The sequence below is a fragment of the Rhizobium sp. NLR22b genome (assembly GCF_019685295.1).
Lineage (GTDB): Bacteria > Pseudomonadota > Alphaproteobacteria > Rhizobiales > Rhizobiaceae > Rhizobium.
The window spans coordinates 229,834-245,753 of record NZ_JABDWM010000002.1 but is presented as its reverse complement, the minus strand read 5'-3'; the positions used below and the strand labels follow the sequence as shown (position 1 = coordinate 245,753).

Annotated in this window: 16 protein-coding genes and 1 pseudogene; 8 read left to right on the top strand and 9 right to left on the bottom strand. The window is 60.9% G+C overall.

What is annotated here, in order from left to right:
• Positions 1–2 precede the first annotated feature (2 nt).
• From HJC00_RS04820 to HJC00_RS04805, 4 genes are all read left to right on the top strand, one after another.
• A complete protein-coding gene (locus HJC00_RS04820; protein ID WP_221163697.1) occupies positions 3–881 on the top strand; it encodes an FHA domain-containing protein in 879 nt (292 codons plus the stop codon).
• A 257-nt stretch (positions 882–1,138) separates the two neighbouring features.
• Positions 1,139–1,300 (top strand): hypothetical protein, encoded by a 162-nt coding sequence (locus HJC00_RS04815; RefSeq protein WP_210632629.1) that lies wholly within the window; start codon positions 1,139–1,141, stop codon positions 1,298–1,300.
• A 170-nt stretch (positions 1,301–1,470) separates the two neighbouring features.
• Positions 1,471–3,228 (top strand): adenylate/guanylate cyclase domain-containing protein, encoded by a 1,758-nt coding sequence (locus HJC00_RS04810; protein ID WP_210632628.1) that lies wholly within the window; start codon positions 1,471–1,473, stop codon positions 3,226–3,228.
• A 245-nt stretch (positions 3,229–3,473) separates the two neighbouring features.
• A complete protein-coding gene (locus HJC00_RS04805) occupies positions 3,474–4,244 on the top strand; it encodes an SDR family NAD(P)-dependent oxidoreductase (protein ID WP_097598957.1) in 771 nt (256 codons plus the stop codon).
• Positions 4,245–4,345: 101 nt separating this feature from the next.
• Here the strand turns inward: HJC00_RS04805 and HJC00_RS04800 are convergent, their stop codons facing one another.
• On the bottom strand, positions 4,346–5,245 hold the full coding sequence (locus HJC00_RS04800; protein ID WP_221123128.1) for a LysR family transcriptional regulator: 900 nt from the start codon (positions 5,243–5,245) through the stop codon (positions 4,346–4,348).
• Between the two features lie 118 nt (positions 5,246–5,363).
• Here HJC00_RS04800 and HJC00_RS04795 point away from each other — a divergent pair, with 118 nt between their 5' ends.
• Positions 5,364–6,227 (top strand): NmrA family NAD(P)-binding protein, encoded by an 864-nt coding sequence (locus HJC00_RS04795; protein ID WP_210632626.1) that lies wholly within the window; start codon positions 5,364–5,366, stop codon positions 6,225–6,227.
• 91 nt (positions 6,228–6,318) lie between these two features.
• Here the strand turns inward: HJC00_RS04795 and HJC00_RS04790 are convergent, their stop codons facing one another.
• The 6 genes from HJC00_RS04790 to HJC00_RS04765 form a co-directional block, all read right to left on the bottom strand.
• Positions 6,319–7,179 carry an NmrA family NAD(P)-binding protein gene (locus tag HJC00_RS04790; protein WP_221163696.1) on the bottom strand — a complete coding sequence of 287 codons (861 nt, stop codon included), beginning with the start codon at positions 7,177–7,179 and terminating at the stop codon, positions 6,319–6,321.
• A 100-nt stretch (positions 7,180–7,279) separates the two neighbouring features.
• Positions 7,280–7,645: a VOC family protein gene (locus tag HJC00_RS04785; RefSeq protein WP_097598955.1), complete on the bottom strand. Its 366-nt coding sequence runs from the start codon at positions 7,643–7,645 to the stop codon at positions 7,280–7,282.
• A gap of 102 nt (positions 7,646–7,747) precedes the next feature.
• Positions 7,748–8,251 carry an SRPBCC family protein gene (locus HJC00_RS04780; protein WP_097598909.1) on the bottom strand — a complete coding sequence of 168 codons (504 nt, stop codon included), beginning with the start codon at positions 8,249–8,251 and terminating at the stop codon, positions 7,748–7,750.
• Positions 8,244–8,591, bottom strand: coding sequence for a helix-turn-helix transcriptional regulator (locus tag HJC00_RS04775; protein WP_221123148.1), 348 nt, complete (start codon positions 8,589–8,591; stop codon positions 8,244–8,246). The genes HJC00_RS04780 and HJC00_RS04775 overlap by 8 nt, the downstream gene beginning before the upstream one ends.
• Before the next feature lie 198 nt (positions 8,592–8,789).
• On the bottom strand, positions 8,790–9,299 hold the full coding sequence (locus tag HJC00_RS04770) for a nucleoside kinase (protein ID WP_221123124.1): 510 nt from the start codon (positions 9,297–9,299) through the stop codon (positions 8,790–8,792).
• 94 nt (positions 9,300–9,393) lie between these two features.
• Complete coding sequence (locus tag HJC00_RS04765) at positions 9,394–10,278, bottom strand: LysR family transcriptional regulator (protein WP_221123122.1); 885 nt, start codon at positions 10,276–10,278, stop codon at positions 9,394–9,396.
• A 110-nt stretch (positions 10,279–10,388) separates the two neighbouring features.
• On the opposite strand from HJC00_RS04765, the pseudogene HJC00_RS04760 reads away from it, so the two are divergent.
• Positions 10,389–10,586 (top strand): annotated as a pseudogene (locus tag HJC00_RS04760) (4-oxalocrotonate tautomerase); the annotation flags it as partial.
• A gap of 347 nt (positions 10,587–10,933) precedes the next feature.
• Here the strand turns inward: HJC00_RS04760 and HJC00_RS04755 are convergent.
• A complete protein-coding gene (locus HJC00_RS04755) occupies positions 10,934–11,380 on the bottom strand; it encodes an isoprenylcysteine carboxylmethyltransferase family protein (protein ID WP_184459833.1) in 447 nt (148 codons plus the stop codon).
• A 341-nt stretch (positions 11,381–11,721) separates the two neighbouring features.
• Between HJC00_RS04755 and HJC00_RS04750 the strand changes: the two genes are divergently transcribed.
• Entirely contained in the window at positions 11,722–13,572 is a 1,851-nt protein-coding gene (locus HJC00_RS04750; RefSeq protein WP_221163695.1) for an ATP-dependent endonuclease, read from the top strand.
• Positions 13,535–15,394, top strand: a complete 1,860-nt coding sequence (locus tag HJC00_RS04745; RefSeq protein WP_311043566.1) for an ATP-dependent helicase — start codon at positions 13,535–13,537, stop codon at positions 15,392–15,394. The genes HJC00_RS04750 and HJC00_RS04745 overlap by 38 nt, the downstream gene beginning before the upstream one ends.
• Positions 15,395–15,569: 175 nt before the next feature.
• On the opposite strand, the gene HJC00_RS04740 is transcribed toward HJC00_RS04745, so the two are convergent.
• Positions 15,570–15,881 (bottom strand): DUF982 domain-containing protein, encoded by a 312-nt coding sequence (locus tag HJC00_RS04740; RefSeq protein ID WP_221123119.1) that lies wholly within the window; start codon positions 15,879–15,881, stop codon positions 15,570–15,572.
• Between the last annotated feature and the right edge of the window lie 39 nt (positions 15,882–15,920).

Genomic DNA, 15,920 nt, shown 5'->3' with positions numbered 1-15,920 from the left:
TCATGGTGTTTTCCTTCTTTCGCGGCAACAAACCCAGCCTTCTGCAGACCGGCCCCGGCGGCCAGAGCCGCAGCCATGTGCTCGACCGGGCGGAAATGTCGATCGGCCGGGCAGCCAATGCCGATATCGTCGTCGACGATCCCTTCCTGGCGCCGATCCATGCGCGCATCGAAAAGCAGAGCGACGGCGGCTTCATCATCCGCCGCATGGGGCTGAACCCGATCATGCTGCGCGGCGAGGCGCTGCTGCAGACGGCCTCACTGAAAACAGGCGACAGCTTCCGCCTCGGCAAGGATGTCGAATTCCAGTTCGTGGAGAAGGCGCCGACCAAGGAGGCGCCGAAAAAGGAGGCTGCTGCCAAGGCAGACGACGGCAAGCCGAAAAAGCCGCTCTTCAAGCAGCCGGCCTTCCTCGCCGGCATGGGCCTCGTCTACCTCGCGGTCGTCGGCATCATCGGCTATGTGATCCTTTCCGGCGGCGGCAGCACGGAGGCCGGTCCGACGGCCGAGCGCATCAATGCCGAATCCGCCCGCATTCCGACCTGCATCAAGAACGCCCGGCGGATGCGCCAGGTTTCCGAGCAGAGTTTCAACGGTGCCGTCGGCGGCCGCGTCGGTAGGGACGGCGATGTCACCTATGCCGCACTGGCGCTTAGCACCGAACCCGCCGACGACGCGGCGCTGGCAAAGGCGGCGGAGCCGATCGTCGAGGCCTACAAGCGCACGGCGCTCGCCGCCCTCGCCTCTGAAAACCGCGGCAACAACACGCTGGCCCAGAGCCTCTACCAGCAGACCTACGATCTCGTTCCCGACGTCAACTGCTCGGCCGCGCGTTTCGCGCTGCAACGGCGCGCCGCTACCAAGCCGCCGGCGCGGCGGTGATTGGCGGTTCGGGGCGCCTCAGGATGAGGCTCTCTTGAAACCCGGCGCTACATTCTCCCACCGCGTGATTTGTAATGCATCTCCAAGAGCCTGTTATCGGAGCGCGGCATCCTCCAACGTCCCTCACGCTGAGGTGCAAAGCCCGAAGGGGCGAAGCCCCGAAGCGCGCCGCAACGCTGCGGCATTATGGAGCAAGTGCCACAAGTTTCCGATGAAGGCCGATGTTATCTCCTAAGGGTGCCTCGGGAGCGTCGCGTATGGTCGAAGTCGTAGACGAATTGGAAGCGAACCTGGGTGAGATCGATGCCCGGATCGAGGATCTGCTCAGCACGCCACGCCAGTGGGTTCCAAATTCCGAAACGGACCTTCCTTCGAATAAAGCCGTTCTTCCATGGGGCGGCAACAGACCTTTGCGTTGACCGCTTCGCGGCTCCAGTTCCGTTGCAGGCGGCACCCTTGTGAATCGTCGCCATATGAGCGTCTCAGTGGTATCATGAACCGGCACGGTCGCGGTGTCGGGCAGCCGGATGGTGCATGTCGCGTCAATCGCCTGGGCTTCATTCGGCGCATCTCCTGAGGGGAGACAGCCATGGCAACCGCAAGAGCAGAGCGGCGGCTGGCCGCGATCCTGGCCGCTGACGTCGTCGGCTATTCCCGCCTCGTCGAACATGACGAGACTGGGACGTTGTCGGCCCTCAAGGTTCTGCGTCGGGAGGTGATCGATCCGCTGCTGACCGAGCATCAGGGCCGTATCGTCAAGCTGATGGGCGACGGTGCGCTCGTGGAGTTCGGCTCGGTCGTCGATGCCGTCGCGTGCGCGGTCGCGATCCAGAAGGGGGTTGCCGAGAACCAGGCCGATATCCCGACGGAGCGACGCATCGTCTTCCGGATCGGCGTCAATCTGGGTGATGTGGTCCACGAGCTCGATGGGGATCTCTACGGCGATGGCGTGAACATCGCGGCCCGCCTCCAGACCTTGGCGGATCCGGGCGGCATTTGCATTTCCGGCACGGCCTACGATCACCTCCCGGGCAAGCTTGACTGCGACTACGAATACCTCGGCGAGCGCGCGCTGAAGAATATGGAAAGGCCGGTGCGACTGTACCGCCCCCTTCAGGAAAGGACGGCCGCAGGAACGGCATCGTTGAGGTCTGCACTTCCGGAGCGGCCATCCATTGCCGTGCTGCCGTTCAACGCCCTGAGCGCCGAACCGGAGCAGGACTTCTTCAGCGATGGGCTGACCGAGGACATCACCACCGCGCTATCCAAGCTCAAGGGCTTCTTCGTGATCGCCCGCAACACGATGTTCACCTACAAGGGAAAGCCCGTGGATGTGCGCGCAATCGGGCACGAACTCGGGGTCCGCTATGTTCTCGAGGGGAGTGTCCGCAAGTCCGGCAGCCGGATGAGGGTGACCGCGCAGCTCATCGATGCGGCCTCCGACGTCCATCTCTGGGCCGAGAGGTACGACGGCGACCTCGGCGACATCTTCGCCATTCAGGACGAAATTACCGCAAGCGTCGTCGGCCGCATCGGGCCGGAACTCCTGGCGGCGGAGCATGCTCGCGAAAGCCCCAAGCCGCATCATGGCCTTGATGCCTGGGAATGTGTCGTGCGGGCGGTGTTCCTGTGTTCCCAACTATCTGAGGAGAGCAGCAGGAAGATGCTCCCGCTGCTCGATCGGGCAATCGAACTGGCCCCCGGCTATGCCCAGGCGCTCGCCATGAAAGGTTGGATTACCATGTGGCGCGCGTTCCAGGGGTGGGAGGACATGGGATATGCCTTGGGCCTTGCCAGGGATGTCGTTCAACAAGCCATGGCCGCGGACGATAAGGAACCGTGGACTTACCTTGCGCAGGCGATGATAGCCTTTGGGACGCGCGACAATGTCCTGGCGGTGGCAGCGATCAGCCAGGCTGTCGCGATCAACCCCAACTCCGCGTTTGCACACGGCCAGTTGGGACTTGCGCATGCCAACGGGGGCCGCGCGGCGGACGCCATTCGTTGCATCGACTACGCCCTCAGACTGAGCCCGCGCGAGGCCTTTCTCGGCGACTTTCAGTTTTACTACGCCATGGCTCATTTCCAGGGCGCGAATTACGAACTTGGATTGAGTTACGCACGGGAGGCGCATCGATTGCGGTCCGGCCATGCGGTTCCGCTGATCATTGGCACGGCCTGTGCCGGACTTCTCGACAACCGGGAGGCTGCCATGGACTTGCTCGGACGGCTTAAATCGCTGGTTCCTGATATCTCACGGGACGCGGTCGGAGCAACATCTTCTTTCGTCCGCGCCGAGGATCGGGCGCGTCTGATCGAAGGACTTACCCGTGCCGGCCTGAATTGACGGGTCGGATTGTCCTCGAGAACCGATGGTGGCGTTTGCTACCGAATGCCGCAACGCTGCTTCTTGCAGGTAACAATGGCTGAGCACCCGCCTCGTCCTTCGAGGCCCCCTGCGGGGCAACTCATGATGAGGCTCTCTTGAACCCCGGCGCTGCGGTCCGGCGGGGAGGCCGCTGCACATGCGCAGAGTATCTGGCAGCCGCGCCGACTCTGGCATAAATTGATTTCATCAAGGGAGGCACCATGATGCAGAGGAACGCGCCGGACTTCAGCCTTGAGGGCAAAGTGACTTTGGTAACAGGCGCGAGCCGTGGCATCGGGCGAGCTTGCGCGCTTGCCTGTGCCGCGGCAGGCTCCGATATTGTCTTGGGGGTCCGTGACGTCGCAGCCTCGGCGGACCTGGTCGCCGAGCTCGAGGGCACGGGACGAAAAGTCCTCGCTGTTGAACTGGAAATTCCCAACAAAGCCCATATCGCACAAGCCGTCGACGCGGCGTTGACGACGTTTGATCGGATCGACGTCCTCGTCAACAATGTCGGCGTGGCTCCCGGCAATCTCGCCGAGCTCGTCGAGGAGAAGGACCTCGACGAGATCCTCGATGTCAACGTCAAGGGCACCTTCCTGATGACCCAGGCGGTCGGGCGCCAGATGATCAAGCAGAATGGCGGCCGGATCATCAGCATCAGCTCACAGGCCGGCACCGTGGCCCTGCGCGGCGAGGCCATCTATTGCATGAGCAAGGCGGCCATCAATCACCTCTCGCGCTGCCTTGCGGCCGAGTGGGCACGCTACAATATCACCGTCAACACCGTCTCGCCGACCTTCATCCATACGGATGGCACGGCACCCTTTCTATCCGACGCCGCCAATCGCCAAGCGACGCTCGATCACATTCCCCTCGGCCGGATCGGTGAAACCGATGATGTCGTGGGCGCCGTCGTCTTCCTGGCATCGCCGGCTGCGAGCCTGATCACCGGCGCGAACCTGCTGGTGGACGGTGGCTGGTCCGTCGCCTGAGGCAAGGCCACATCGCCGGCATTGTAATGCGACTTATGGCGCTTTTGGAAGCCGCTGAAGATGCCCGGTAAAAGCCTCCGAGCCGATCCTCGCAGCGGCATCTAGCTGACGATTTCGAAGCAAAAATCAATAAAGGCGCGAACCTTGGCCGGCACATGATGGCGGGAGGTGTAGAAGCAGTGCAACGGAAAGGTCTCATCGGGCCAATCCGGATAGAGAGCGACCAACTGGCCACTGTCAAGATAGGGCTTCATTCCGAGCGAGAAGACCTGGGCAATCCCGATCCCGGCGAGACAGGTGGCAAGGGCCGTACCGGCATCATTGACGAGGATGCGCCCATGCGTTTGGATCGGCACCACCTTCTTTCCGCGCCGCAACTCCCATTCGAAAGGCCTGCCCGTCAAGGGGTCCTCATACTGGATGCAGGTATGATCGGTCAGGTCGGCAGGCAGCGTCGGCGTGCCATGCCGTGCGAGATAGGACGGCGCGGCAACCGTGATCACCCTCGTGCGAAAGAGTTGCCGGGCAATTAGCGAGCTCTTGGCCGGGATTTCGCCGAAGCGCACCGCCACATCCATGCCGTCGGCGACAAGATCGCCGATCTCGTTCCTTGTAACCACCTCGAGCTGAAGATCGGGATAGCGGTCGAGAAAGGTGCCGAGCTTCGGCGCGAGGATCAGCCGCGAAAAATAGGGATCGACATTGATCCGCAGCCTCCCACGCACCGTCTGCGTCGTCCCGGCCGCATAGGCAGCGGCTTCTTCGATGCCACCGAGTAACGGCACGACCTGCTCGTAGAAACGCGTGCCGTCATCGGTGAGCCTCAGGGAACGGGTCGTCCGCTCGAGCAGCCGCACGCCGATACGGCTCTCAAGTCGCGCCACCGCCCGGCTGACCCCGGAAGCTGTCAGCCCCAGCGCCTCGCCTGCCCTCACGAAACTGCCGCTCTCAACGACGGCGGCCAGCACGCTGACCCCATTCAGCAATCGTCCGTCGAACATCATTCGGTTCCTGATATTTTGTCATGAGTTATCTGACAAAAGGGCAATTCAGTCAAAGGCGACTTTGGCGCATCATTCACTCGGCGCGGCGAAAGCCGCTGACAAAAGGAGTCCGATAATGTTTGCTGTCACTGGAATAACAGGTCAGGTCGGCGCCGTGGTCGGCGCGAAACTGATAGATCAGGGTCTTGCTGTCCGTGCAGTCCTGCGCAACGCGGAAAAAGCAGGCGCCTGGCGGGATCGAGGTGCGGAAGTCGCCATTGCCGACATGACGGACGCGGCGGGTCTCGCCCAAGCCTTCGAAGGCGCCGAGGGCGTCTTCCTGCTTCTGCCGCCAAGCTTCGATCCTGCGCCGGGTTTCCCGGAGGTGAAAGCAATCATAGAAGTGCTCAAGACGGCGCTCACAAAGGCGTCACCGAAGAAGGTGGTCTGCCTGTCGACGATCGGCGCGCAGGCAAAGCAGGAGAATCTGCTGAGCCAGCTCGGCCTCGTCGAGCGGGCAATGTCGACACTCCCGATGCCGGTAGCGTTCTTGCGCGCCTGCTGGTTCATGGAGAATTCAGCCTGGGACATCGCGCCGGCAAGGGAGAGCGGCATCATGCCAAGCTTTCTGCAGCCGGTCACCAAACCGGTGCCAATGGTTTCCGTGCGCGATGTCGGCGCAACTGCGGCTGAAATGCTGCAGGAGGACTGGACCGGTAAACGCATCGTCGAGCTTGAGGGTCCGCTCCGCATCACGCCGCTGCAGATGGCGGAGGCCTTCTCTGCCGTGCTCGGCAAGAGGGTCCGTGCCGAGCCGGTGGCAAGGGAGACATGGGAAGCGCTGTTTTTGAACCAGGGCATGCAGAACCCCCGACCCCGTATGCGCATGCTTGACGGCTTCAACGAAGGCTGGATCGAGTTCGAAGATGGCGAGGCCCGATCGCGCAAGGGCACAACGACCTTTGAGACCGCTATCCGCAAACTGGTCGAACGCGGTTGATGAAAACGCCGTGGCGGCTTCAGCGATCCCATGGAGGTCGCCACCTGAAGACGAGGCGCCTGCCCCGGCACAAGTCCCATACGAAGGCGCGTCAGGACGAGTCCCGAACGAGCCCATCTATGTATGTCTGGAGCGAGATCGATCCGCGAATTGAGTCCTCGGGATATTCGGGGCCATCGGCGGTGAGCGCCGTCATCCTGGCATATGAGTGGGCCGCCGCGTCGGAGAAGCCCAAATTGCGGTATGCGTCTTCCCAGGTTTCGCGCGGGATCACCTCGACGCGAACGGCCCGGCCGAGGGCGGCGGCGAAGGCTGCGGCAACGTCATTGGGAGAGTATCGTTCCGGCCCTTCGACGGGGTATATGCCGATCCGGTCGATCGGCTCCCGCAGGAGTTGTGCAGCCACACTTCCCAGATCCTCGGGCGCGACCATCGGGAGCTTCAGATCGGCCGGGAGCATGGTCGACAGCACCCCGTCCTTCGTGACGGGTTCCACCATCGTGTCCCAGTTGCTGTAGTAATAGGCTGCGCGGATGACACTGGCGGGAATCGGCTGGCCTCTCAGCCCCGTCTCCAGTTCGTAAAGGACATTGAGATCGCCGCATTGCTCGCCCGGCTGCGCGCCCATGGTTGATTGCGCCACCACCTTCTCCAGCCCGGACCCTTCGATCGCCTCGAGCAGGCAGCGCACGGTCTCGCGCTCCTCCCGGTCCGTATCGCTCGCGATGTCAGCGTTCGGGTTCAGCAGGAAGGCCCGCTTCCCGCGGCGGAACACGGTCCGCAGCGAGGTGACGTCGTGGACGTCGGCGATCGCCACTTCTGCGCCCCGCTGTCGCCATGCGCCCGCCTTCTCAGGGTTTCGGGTGACGATGGTGACGGCTTCGCCCCCGTCGAGCAGCGTCTTCGCCACTGCTGAGCCAACGCGCCCCGTCCCGCCAACAATGATGTACATCGGTCATGCCTCCCGCAATCATGCCGAGCACAACACTTCGGCGCTGCCGAAGGTTCCATTGCCGTTAGGCGCGCGCAAACCAGAGCGTCAAGCAGCGGCGCTATCTTCGCTGCGTATCGAATGGACGGGAGGGCGGCTCCGCAAGGGTGATGCGATTGCCGTCCGGGTCCGCGATCTGGGCAATCCTTCCGTAGTCACCCTCGGATTCACCTGTGAGCGTCACCCCAATCTCTTCGAGCGCTCTGCGGGCTTCATCCATTTTCGGCACCACAATGGTCAGCCTGCCGAAACCAGCATTCTCCTTGTCGAGGAAGATTTGAATGTTCGCTCCGGCGACGTTGCGCCATTGGATCAACGCCTCCATCGGACGATCATCGGGCTCCCGGTCAAACAGCTGCGTGTAAAACTTCTCCGCTTTATCCATGTCTGCCGTTGCGAGCGCGGCGTAGATTCCCTGGATCAGCATTGCCATAACTCCCCTTGCTTACCGCCTCCGCGGTAATGAAACAGGACGAGTTGCGTTCCAGATGTGCGTGGATGGCGGCAAAGGCGGCCTGAAGGCCGTGCGCTACTCGGTCAGGCTGGAAAGCAATTCGTCGAGCTGTTCCAACTGCTCCGGCAATGCGACAGCCGAGCCCTGCAGTGCTTCCTCAAGCGCCTCCCTGGTCGGATAGACTTCGTGGAAAACCACAAGTGTCTTCCCGCCCTGGTCTTCGAAGGTCACGGTGGTGATTGCGCCCTCTTCGCCCTCATCATTGGTCCAGACGATGCGCTCGTTCGGCGCCACCTCGAGATACTTGCCATAGAAGGCCATGGTATCCGAACCGCCGGCGCCGAATTCCAGCCGATATTTGCCGCCGGTGCGGACGTCCATTTCGCATGATACCAGCGAAATGCCGGGCACCGATTTCGGCACCCACCAGCGCTGGAACAACTCGGGCCGGCTCCACGCCCTGTAAACCGTGCTCGGCGGCGCATCGAATATCCTGGTTACCACGAGTTCGCGATCCCCTCTGCGCTCGACCGACGTGCGGTTCTGCGCGCCACCTGCCCTCTCAACTTGCTCAGTCATCGCTTTCCTCCCGTTTCATTTCGCTGATGATTTCGTCCAATGCTTCGAAGCGGGCCTCGAACAGCCTGCGATGCGCCTCGATCCACTCGGCCTCTGCCTTGAGGCCGCGTTTCCCGAGCTTGCAGGTTCTCACCCGTCCGACCTTCTGCGTGACGACGAGCCCCGCCCGCTCGAGAACCTGGACATGCTTCTTCATGCCGGTCAGCGTCATCTGGAACTTGTCCGCGAGACTGGTGATCGACGCGTCCCCTCGCCCAAGCTGATCGATGATCCCGCGGCGGGTCGCATCCGACAGCGCCGCGAATGAGAGATCGAGAGGAGGACTTTCATACTGAACCATATGGTTCAGTGTATAACCTGCTCGCGCAGGTAGCGCAAGCGTCCCCGAACTTTCCCCGCCGAAGACCGGCCACTCGAGGTCATGCACCGCGGCGGCTGCCGGTGCCTACGAACGGAAATCCAGCTGATCAGCTTTCACGCGGCTTAGCGCACTTCGAACAATGATCGAGCGCTTCGCATCCGATTCAGCTTCAGGACTTTAGGTGAGCTGAGCGAGGATATCGTCGACGACACCCGTAATGCTGCCCGCCGTGTCGATATTGATGCCGACGGGAAGATACTCCCGGGTCTTATGGTAACGGAGCACCAGAGCCCGCTCGGCCGGCTCGAAGCCAGGCTCATCGGGCCGCCCATCCAATCGCCGGTTCAAAGTCTCAACGTCGATGTCGAGCACGAAAACCTTATCGAACAGGTGCAAGAACTTGTGGAAATTGCGCGAGCCGCCACAGAAGAAAGTGACAGGGTGGGTGGTGTCGGCAGCAATGGCCCGGACCTTTTCGGCAGGCCAGATCCAATGCGCGTATCCCCAGACAAGGCGATCGGCGCCTTCAGGTGGTCCCGCGAGTGCCTGGCCTGTCTCGGGGTCGCCCACATATGCCAGGACGCGGTCGCCATGGACAACATGGTAGCCCCGCCGCTCCAGTTCGGAAGCGACAGAGGTTTTTCCAGTGCCCGAACTGCCTTCGATCAAATAGTTCTTGATGCCCATGAGCGCTCTTATCACGGGCTTTGATCCGGTGAGAAGAGTCTCACCGGACGGAGGATGAGCCGGCACGCCCGTCACTATGTCGACATCGATCGGCTTAGCCGAATCGTTCCACCAGGAAATCGATCACCGTCCGCAGCATCGCTGTCGGACGCCGGTTTGGGGCATAGATGAGGTACATCGGCACAGGCCTGTAGGACCATTCCGGCAGCACCTGCTCAAGCCGCCCTTCGGCGATATCGGCGGCGAGCAGCAGTTCCGGCTGAAGCACGATTCCCGCGCCGCTGAGCGCGGCCATGCGCAGTGCTGCGCCCTGATTGGTGGAAAATTTTCCGGAGACCGGCACATCGCGCATTTCGCCGCCCGGCCCGACCAGGTGCCAGCGGTCACGCATGCGCCAATAGGAATGGCCGAGGCAGAGATGGGTCGTCAGATCCTCCGGCAAGGCCGGCCGGCCATGGCGGGCAAGATAACCCGGCGAGGCGGCGAGAATGCGCCGATAGGGCGTGAGTGCGCGGGCGACGAGGCTGCTGTCCGATAGCGGGCCGATGTGGATGCCGAGCTCGAACCCCTCGCCGACGAGATCATGGACATTGTTGTCGAGCGACAGCTCGATGCTGACGTCGGGATAGGCATTCTGGTACTCGATCAGCGCCGGCACCAGGACTTGTGTGCCGAAGCTGACGGGCGCCACCAGCCGAAGCCGGCCGCGCGGCGCCGATTGCAGCTCGCTTGCCGAAGCCTCGGCCAGCGCCACTTCGGCAAGCGCGCGCTTGCAGCGCTCGTAATAGAGCTGGCCGACCTCCGTTAGCTGATGGCGCCGCGTGGTGCGATGGATGAGCTTGGCCCCGAGCCGGGTCTCGATCGTCTTGATGTGCTTGGCTACCATGGCCGGCGACACCCGCGCGATCTCCCCGGCGGCCGCGAAACTGCCATTGTCGATGACCCTGACGAACATCGCCATGCCGGCCAGCTTGTCCATGATTGCCTACTCACAGGTTTCGAATGACGATACCGGCAGCTTATTTATCAACCTCAGCATTTACAACATAGTCGTGATGCCCGCCGCAAGGCGAAGGACATTGCCAAAAACGAAGGAAAAACATGCCCATTCTTCACCTGCAGATGCATCCCGGCCGCACCGACGAGCAGAAACGCGCCTTCGTGCGCGAAGCAACCAAGGCCGCCGTCGAAACCCTGGCCTGCCCGCCGGAATCGCTGGAAATCCTGATCACGGAGATTGCCAAGGATTCCTGGGGGGTCGGCGGCAAGCTGAAATCCGAGGGCTGAGAGACGACCGCAGCGTCAAAGGCTCCGGCTGCGGTAAGCCGGCCATGGTATTGGAAAGGGAGCCGGCACCCGGCTCCCGTGCTTACCGGCCTAGGGCAGCCGCATCTCGACCGCGCGCGGGCCTATGGAAAGCCACTTTTGGATTCGGCAACGAGCAGACTTCTTCCTTTACCGAAGAGAAAGACTGCTTTGCGTCCCCATTCCGGCCCTTAAGATAAGTCGAGCGGAATGTCCAAAGCCGACGTTCCGCTGGACGCCTGAGCCACCTCCTGTATGGGCGGCAAGCAGCCATTCCGGACGCCAAACCATAGTACCTGCTTTGTCACGCAGCCGAAACAAGCGAGGCTCTAAAGCCACCGTCTCACGTTCCGCGCGTAGTCGTCGAAAGCCGGGCCGAACTGGCGGCGCATCTTGGCTTCCTCGAAGGGGATGTGGACCCAATTGGCGGTAGCAAACACCAAGAGGGGGGCGGCGAACATAAGAATAGCGCCCGTCGCCACAGCCACACCGAGGCTGAGGACGACGAGGCCCAGATACATGGGATTCCGCGTGAACTGAAAAGGTCCGCCTGTGACCAGCTTGTTGTTGGTTTCCGAGGTGGGATTGACCTGGGTGCCCTCACGTCGGAACAGTATCAAGGCCCAAACTGGTGCAATGAAACTCACCGCGATGAGCCCGATCCCGACGAAGAGGCTATGTACCCAAGGTACGGCGGGCCACCCGGCCAAGTAGCTGGCGCCCGCTGTGAGGATCAAGAAGAGAAGGGCCCATATCGGTGGCGGAAGTTTCAACATATTCGTTCACCTCGCGGAGTGCGATCGGCGCTCTATTGCCGACACTGGGAGCGACTATAAGGAATGTTGCCCTCAAAGCCATTTGCGGCCGCTATGGGTCGGAAGCGGCCTATCAGCAAAGCGCCTCCAAGTCGGCCGTTGAGCCGATCCCTCGAAACCTCAGAAGCAGACGTCCCAGCGGACAGCAAAAATATTTCTATGTCTAAAAGAAATCCGGTGCGGCACTTCTATTCTGCCCCGGTAGGCCACGTTGAGACTGCGAAAGGGCACATCACAATTGCACTTTATAGTGGAACTCCTTACAGAGTGCTCCGTAGCGCATTTCCTTTTTCGGGGCCGACATGCGAATCGCAAGAGTAAAGATAAGCAATTTTCGAGGCATCAAGACTGCCGAGCTTCTTCTGCCTGCCCACGCCGTTCTCATTGGCGACAACAATGTTGGCAAGTCCACAGTTCTGGAGGCGATCGATTTGTGCCTTGGGCCTGATCGCCTCAACAGGCTACCGCCAATCGATGAACACGATTTCCATCTCGGTCGATATTTGGCGAGTGCTAACGCCCTTCCCGAGGGCGACGCAGTAGATGCTGCCACTGAAGCGGCGCCCGAACCAGCGGGTGATGCCCCTACTGCGGCCAACGCAGAAAATCCGATAATCGAAATCGAGCTCACCATAACGGGACTATCGGAAGAACAGCAGGATCACTTCAGTTCCAATATCGAATGGTGGAACGAAGCCACCGGAGCTCTCTTCAACGGCAGCGCCGATGAACTTGATGATTCGCCGTCGATCCCGGCAATTCGTGTAACCTTCCGCGGATGGTATGACGAAGCGGAAGACGATTTCACCGGGAAAACCTACTACACACGCAGTCTGGCCGAGGATGAAGCGCCGTCGGCTTTCGGGAAGCGAGACAAGCAGAAGTGCGGCTTCCTTTATCTGCGAACGCTTAGAACCGGATCCCGTGCGCTCAGTCTTGAACGCGGAAGCCTTCTCGACATCATCCTGCGGCTGAAGGAGATCAGGCCCAGGATGTGGGAGGACACCCTTCAGGGGCTGAAGTCACTCGACGTCGCGACGGATCCGGCGCTCGGGCTCAGCGGAGTGCTGGAGAGCGTCGCGAAGGCGATGAAGAAATACGTTCCGAAGGAATGGGGCACGAACCCTCACCTGCGCATTTCGAACCTGACGCGCGAACATCTGCGGAAGGTAATCACGGCCTTCATCGCGACGGGCGAAGGAGACCATGCCGCGCCGTTCTTCCGACAAGGTACGGGAACGATCAACATGCTGGTGCTAGCGCTGCTGTCGCAGATCGCGGAGGACAAGCAAAACGTCATCTTCGCGATGGAGGAAGTCGAAACCGCGATACCGCCATACGCGCAAAAGAGGATCGTTCACGAACTACGCCAGCTTTCGGCGCAGTCGATCGTGACTTCTCACTCTCCCTACGTGCTGGAGGAGTTCGGCCTCGACGAGACGTTGATCCTGTCACGTGCTGCAGACGGCGTTCTGAATAAGTCGACAGTACAGCTTCCTGACAGCCTCAAGCCCAAGCGCTATCGACAGGACTTCCGTCAACGTTTCTGTGAGTGCCTGCTTTCCGGACGAGTACTCGTCGTGGAAGGCGCGACGGAGGCCAGTTCCTTCCCCGCGGTCGCCCGCAGGCTGGCCGAACTCGATTCACAGTCCTACCAATCGCTGGAAGCTCTCGGGATCAGCGTCTTCGACGCGGGAAGCGACTCGCAAGTCGCGCCGATGGCGAAGCTCTTCGGCGACCTTGGAAAGCGAATCTTCGGAGCCTGCGATCACCAAATCCCGGAGATCCAGGCAGCGATCGAGGCACAGGTAGAGAAGCTCTACATGCACGACCAGCATGGTTTCGAGGCGATGGTGCTCGCTGACACCACGACTGCGGCAATGGAGCGTTTCGCTGACATCGTCGAGTGGCCCCAACATCTCACGATGAAGTATGGAGGCAATCCGAAATCGAACATCGCTGCGGCCCTGATGGATCTTTTCACCTGGAACAAGGGCGGATGGAGTGCCGCCGACTTCCTCGCTCAATGCAGTGAAGCGGAGTTGCCCCAGTTCCTGAAGGACGCGTGCAAGGATCTGAAGGATCGGTGCGCACCCTCGGAGCCGGAAGAGGAAGGTGATCCCGGTGAACTCGGTGGCTTGGATGCCGCTTGAACTGACGGACGGCCAAAAGGACATCCTGGGAACCGACGGCTATCTGCTCGTTAGGGGCGGACCAGGTTCTGGCAAAACGACGGTCTCGATCCTGAAAGCGGCGGAGATGACCGCCGGCTTGAGGTCAACACAGCGCGTTCTTTTTCTCAGCTTCGCGAGGGCCACCGTGGCGCGCGTTCTCGGGGCGATCGCGGAAGAAGAAACACTGACTGCTGAGCAGCGCCGGGCCATCGAGGTCGACACCTACCATTCGTTCTTCTGGGGTCTGCTCAAGACGCACGGTTATCTTCGAGGCTGGCCGCGTCGCCTCACGGTGCTGCCGCCACCGGGGGAAGCAGCAGTCGTGTCCGACATAACGTCGCAATACAAGGCGTTGAGCGGCCTTTCGGACGGGGAAAAGACGGAGCGGCGGGCGCGGATCGCCGCAGAGCTGGAAAGAGTGGCACGCGATGAAGGACGCGTCTGCTTCGACCTTTTCGCTCCGACGGTCGCAGCACTACTCGAGGGAAGCAAAAAGCTCCGGCAGCTTGTGTCAGCGAAATATCCATTCATCGTGCTCGATGAGTTCCAGGACACGAACGCCGAGCAGTGGCGGGTAGTCAAAGCCCTGGGCGAGTTTTCGACCCTGATTGCCCTCGCCGACCCTGAGCAGAGAATCTTCGACTTCATAGGCGCTGATCCGGAGCGGCTCGACCATTTCATCGAGGCCTTCAATCCGACGACGTTCGACCTTGCCGGCGACAACCACCGCAGCAAAGGTACGGACATTGCACTGTTCGGCAATGACATTCTCCGAGGCAGTTTCAGTAAGGGCTCGTATGAGGGCATCGACTTCGGTACCTTCGCCTCCGCCGAAGCGACCGCGATGATAAAGCTCAAGTCGACTGTACTGGCTGCTCGGGGCAGACTTCAGGCGAGCGGTGATCCTGCTTGGTCGATGGCGGTCCTTGTGCCCACAAAGAAGCTGACGAGGCTCGTGTCAGACGGCTTCAGGACACCAACTGGTCAGATGCCAGCCATTCCACACGAGGCGGTTGTCGAGCTTGATGCTGTCATCCTGGGCGCCGAAGTGATCGCATTTCTTATGCAGCCCGGAGACGGTGGATCTCATCGAGACGAATTCATCAGTCTGGTCGCCGAATACTTTCGGGGCAAGAACGGCAGCGAGGCCTCAATTACGAGCATCCGTCAGGCGTCAGCTATCTTCAGCGCCAACGAAAAGATGAAAGAGCGGGCCGAGCGTGGGCTTCCGCCAATGGCAACCAGCATTATGGTCGCGATGATGGAAGTCTATAACGCATGCCGCGCGCTGGTTCTGAACGGTGATCCGGAAAGCGACTGGAGAGCGATCAGAGATGTTCTTGAAAATGGAGCATGTCAGCGCTTGAAGGAGATTGGCACCGAGACCCGCAATGTGCGGCTTCTTGGCCGCGGAAGCCAACTTCGGCAGGCGTTATCGGAGGACCGACGTGCGAACGGCTCCTACAGGAATGCCCTCGCCATTGTCCGAGCTGCTTTCATTCAAGAGCATTTCTCAAATCGCGCCAAGCCGGAACGCGGCATATCTGTCATGAACATGCACAAGGCGAAAGGAAAGCAGTTCGACGAGGTAATTATCTACGAAGGTTTCCCGCGCCGAATACGTGGTGGTGAGATTGTAAGCAACACTGACCGCATCGTCAGAAGCAATTCCCGTCAGCATGCAGGTGCTGAGGCGAGACAGAATTTCAGAGTGAGCATCACGCGGGCGAAGCGGATGACTACGATCTTAACGCCCGCCGACGACATCTGCGTGCTCTTGGTTCCTGAGGAAGAAGCTTAATCCGTACGCTTCGTCCTGATGGCCGCGATGGGCCGATTCAAAACCTTGGCAGTAAGAACCCTGATGTCCGCATTTCGTGTCGGCTGTCGAAGCAGCGGACGGTCGGCCATCGGCCCCAAATCGGTCGTTCCTTCACGCAAACCTGACGAAAGCGGATACTCGCCTAAAGGAAAGCCTATATTCGCATCGTCGGGGAAACGCCCGGCAGTCGCTCACTCATTCCCTGCGGAACCAGCGATAGAGTACGGATGCCCGCCTCGTCGGCAGCACGCAGAAGCACTTCGCGGAATTGTTCTGGGGCAATTTTGCCGGTGATGGCGTCGACGCAGGCTTTGACGGCAGCCATATATTCCTCGCCGTCGTCGCACGGCCAATCGTTCATCAGGAGGCGCGCCGCGTCGCCCAATGTCCACACGATCCTGCGAGATTTCGGACCTCGCAAAGCAAACCCGACAGGCGTGAATGCTGATGATGTATTCCAGCACATTATCCCCGACCCTCAACGCACGGATACTGCAGTCCCCAG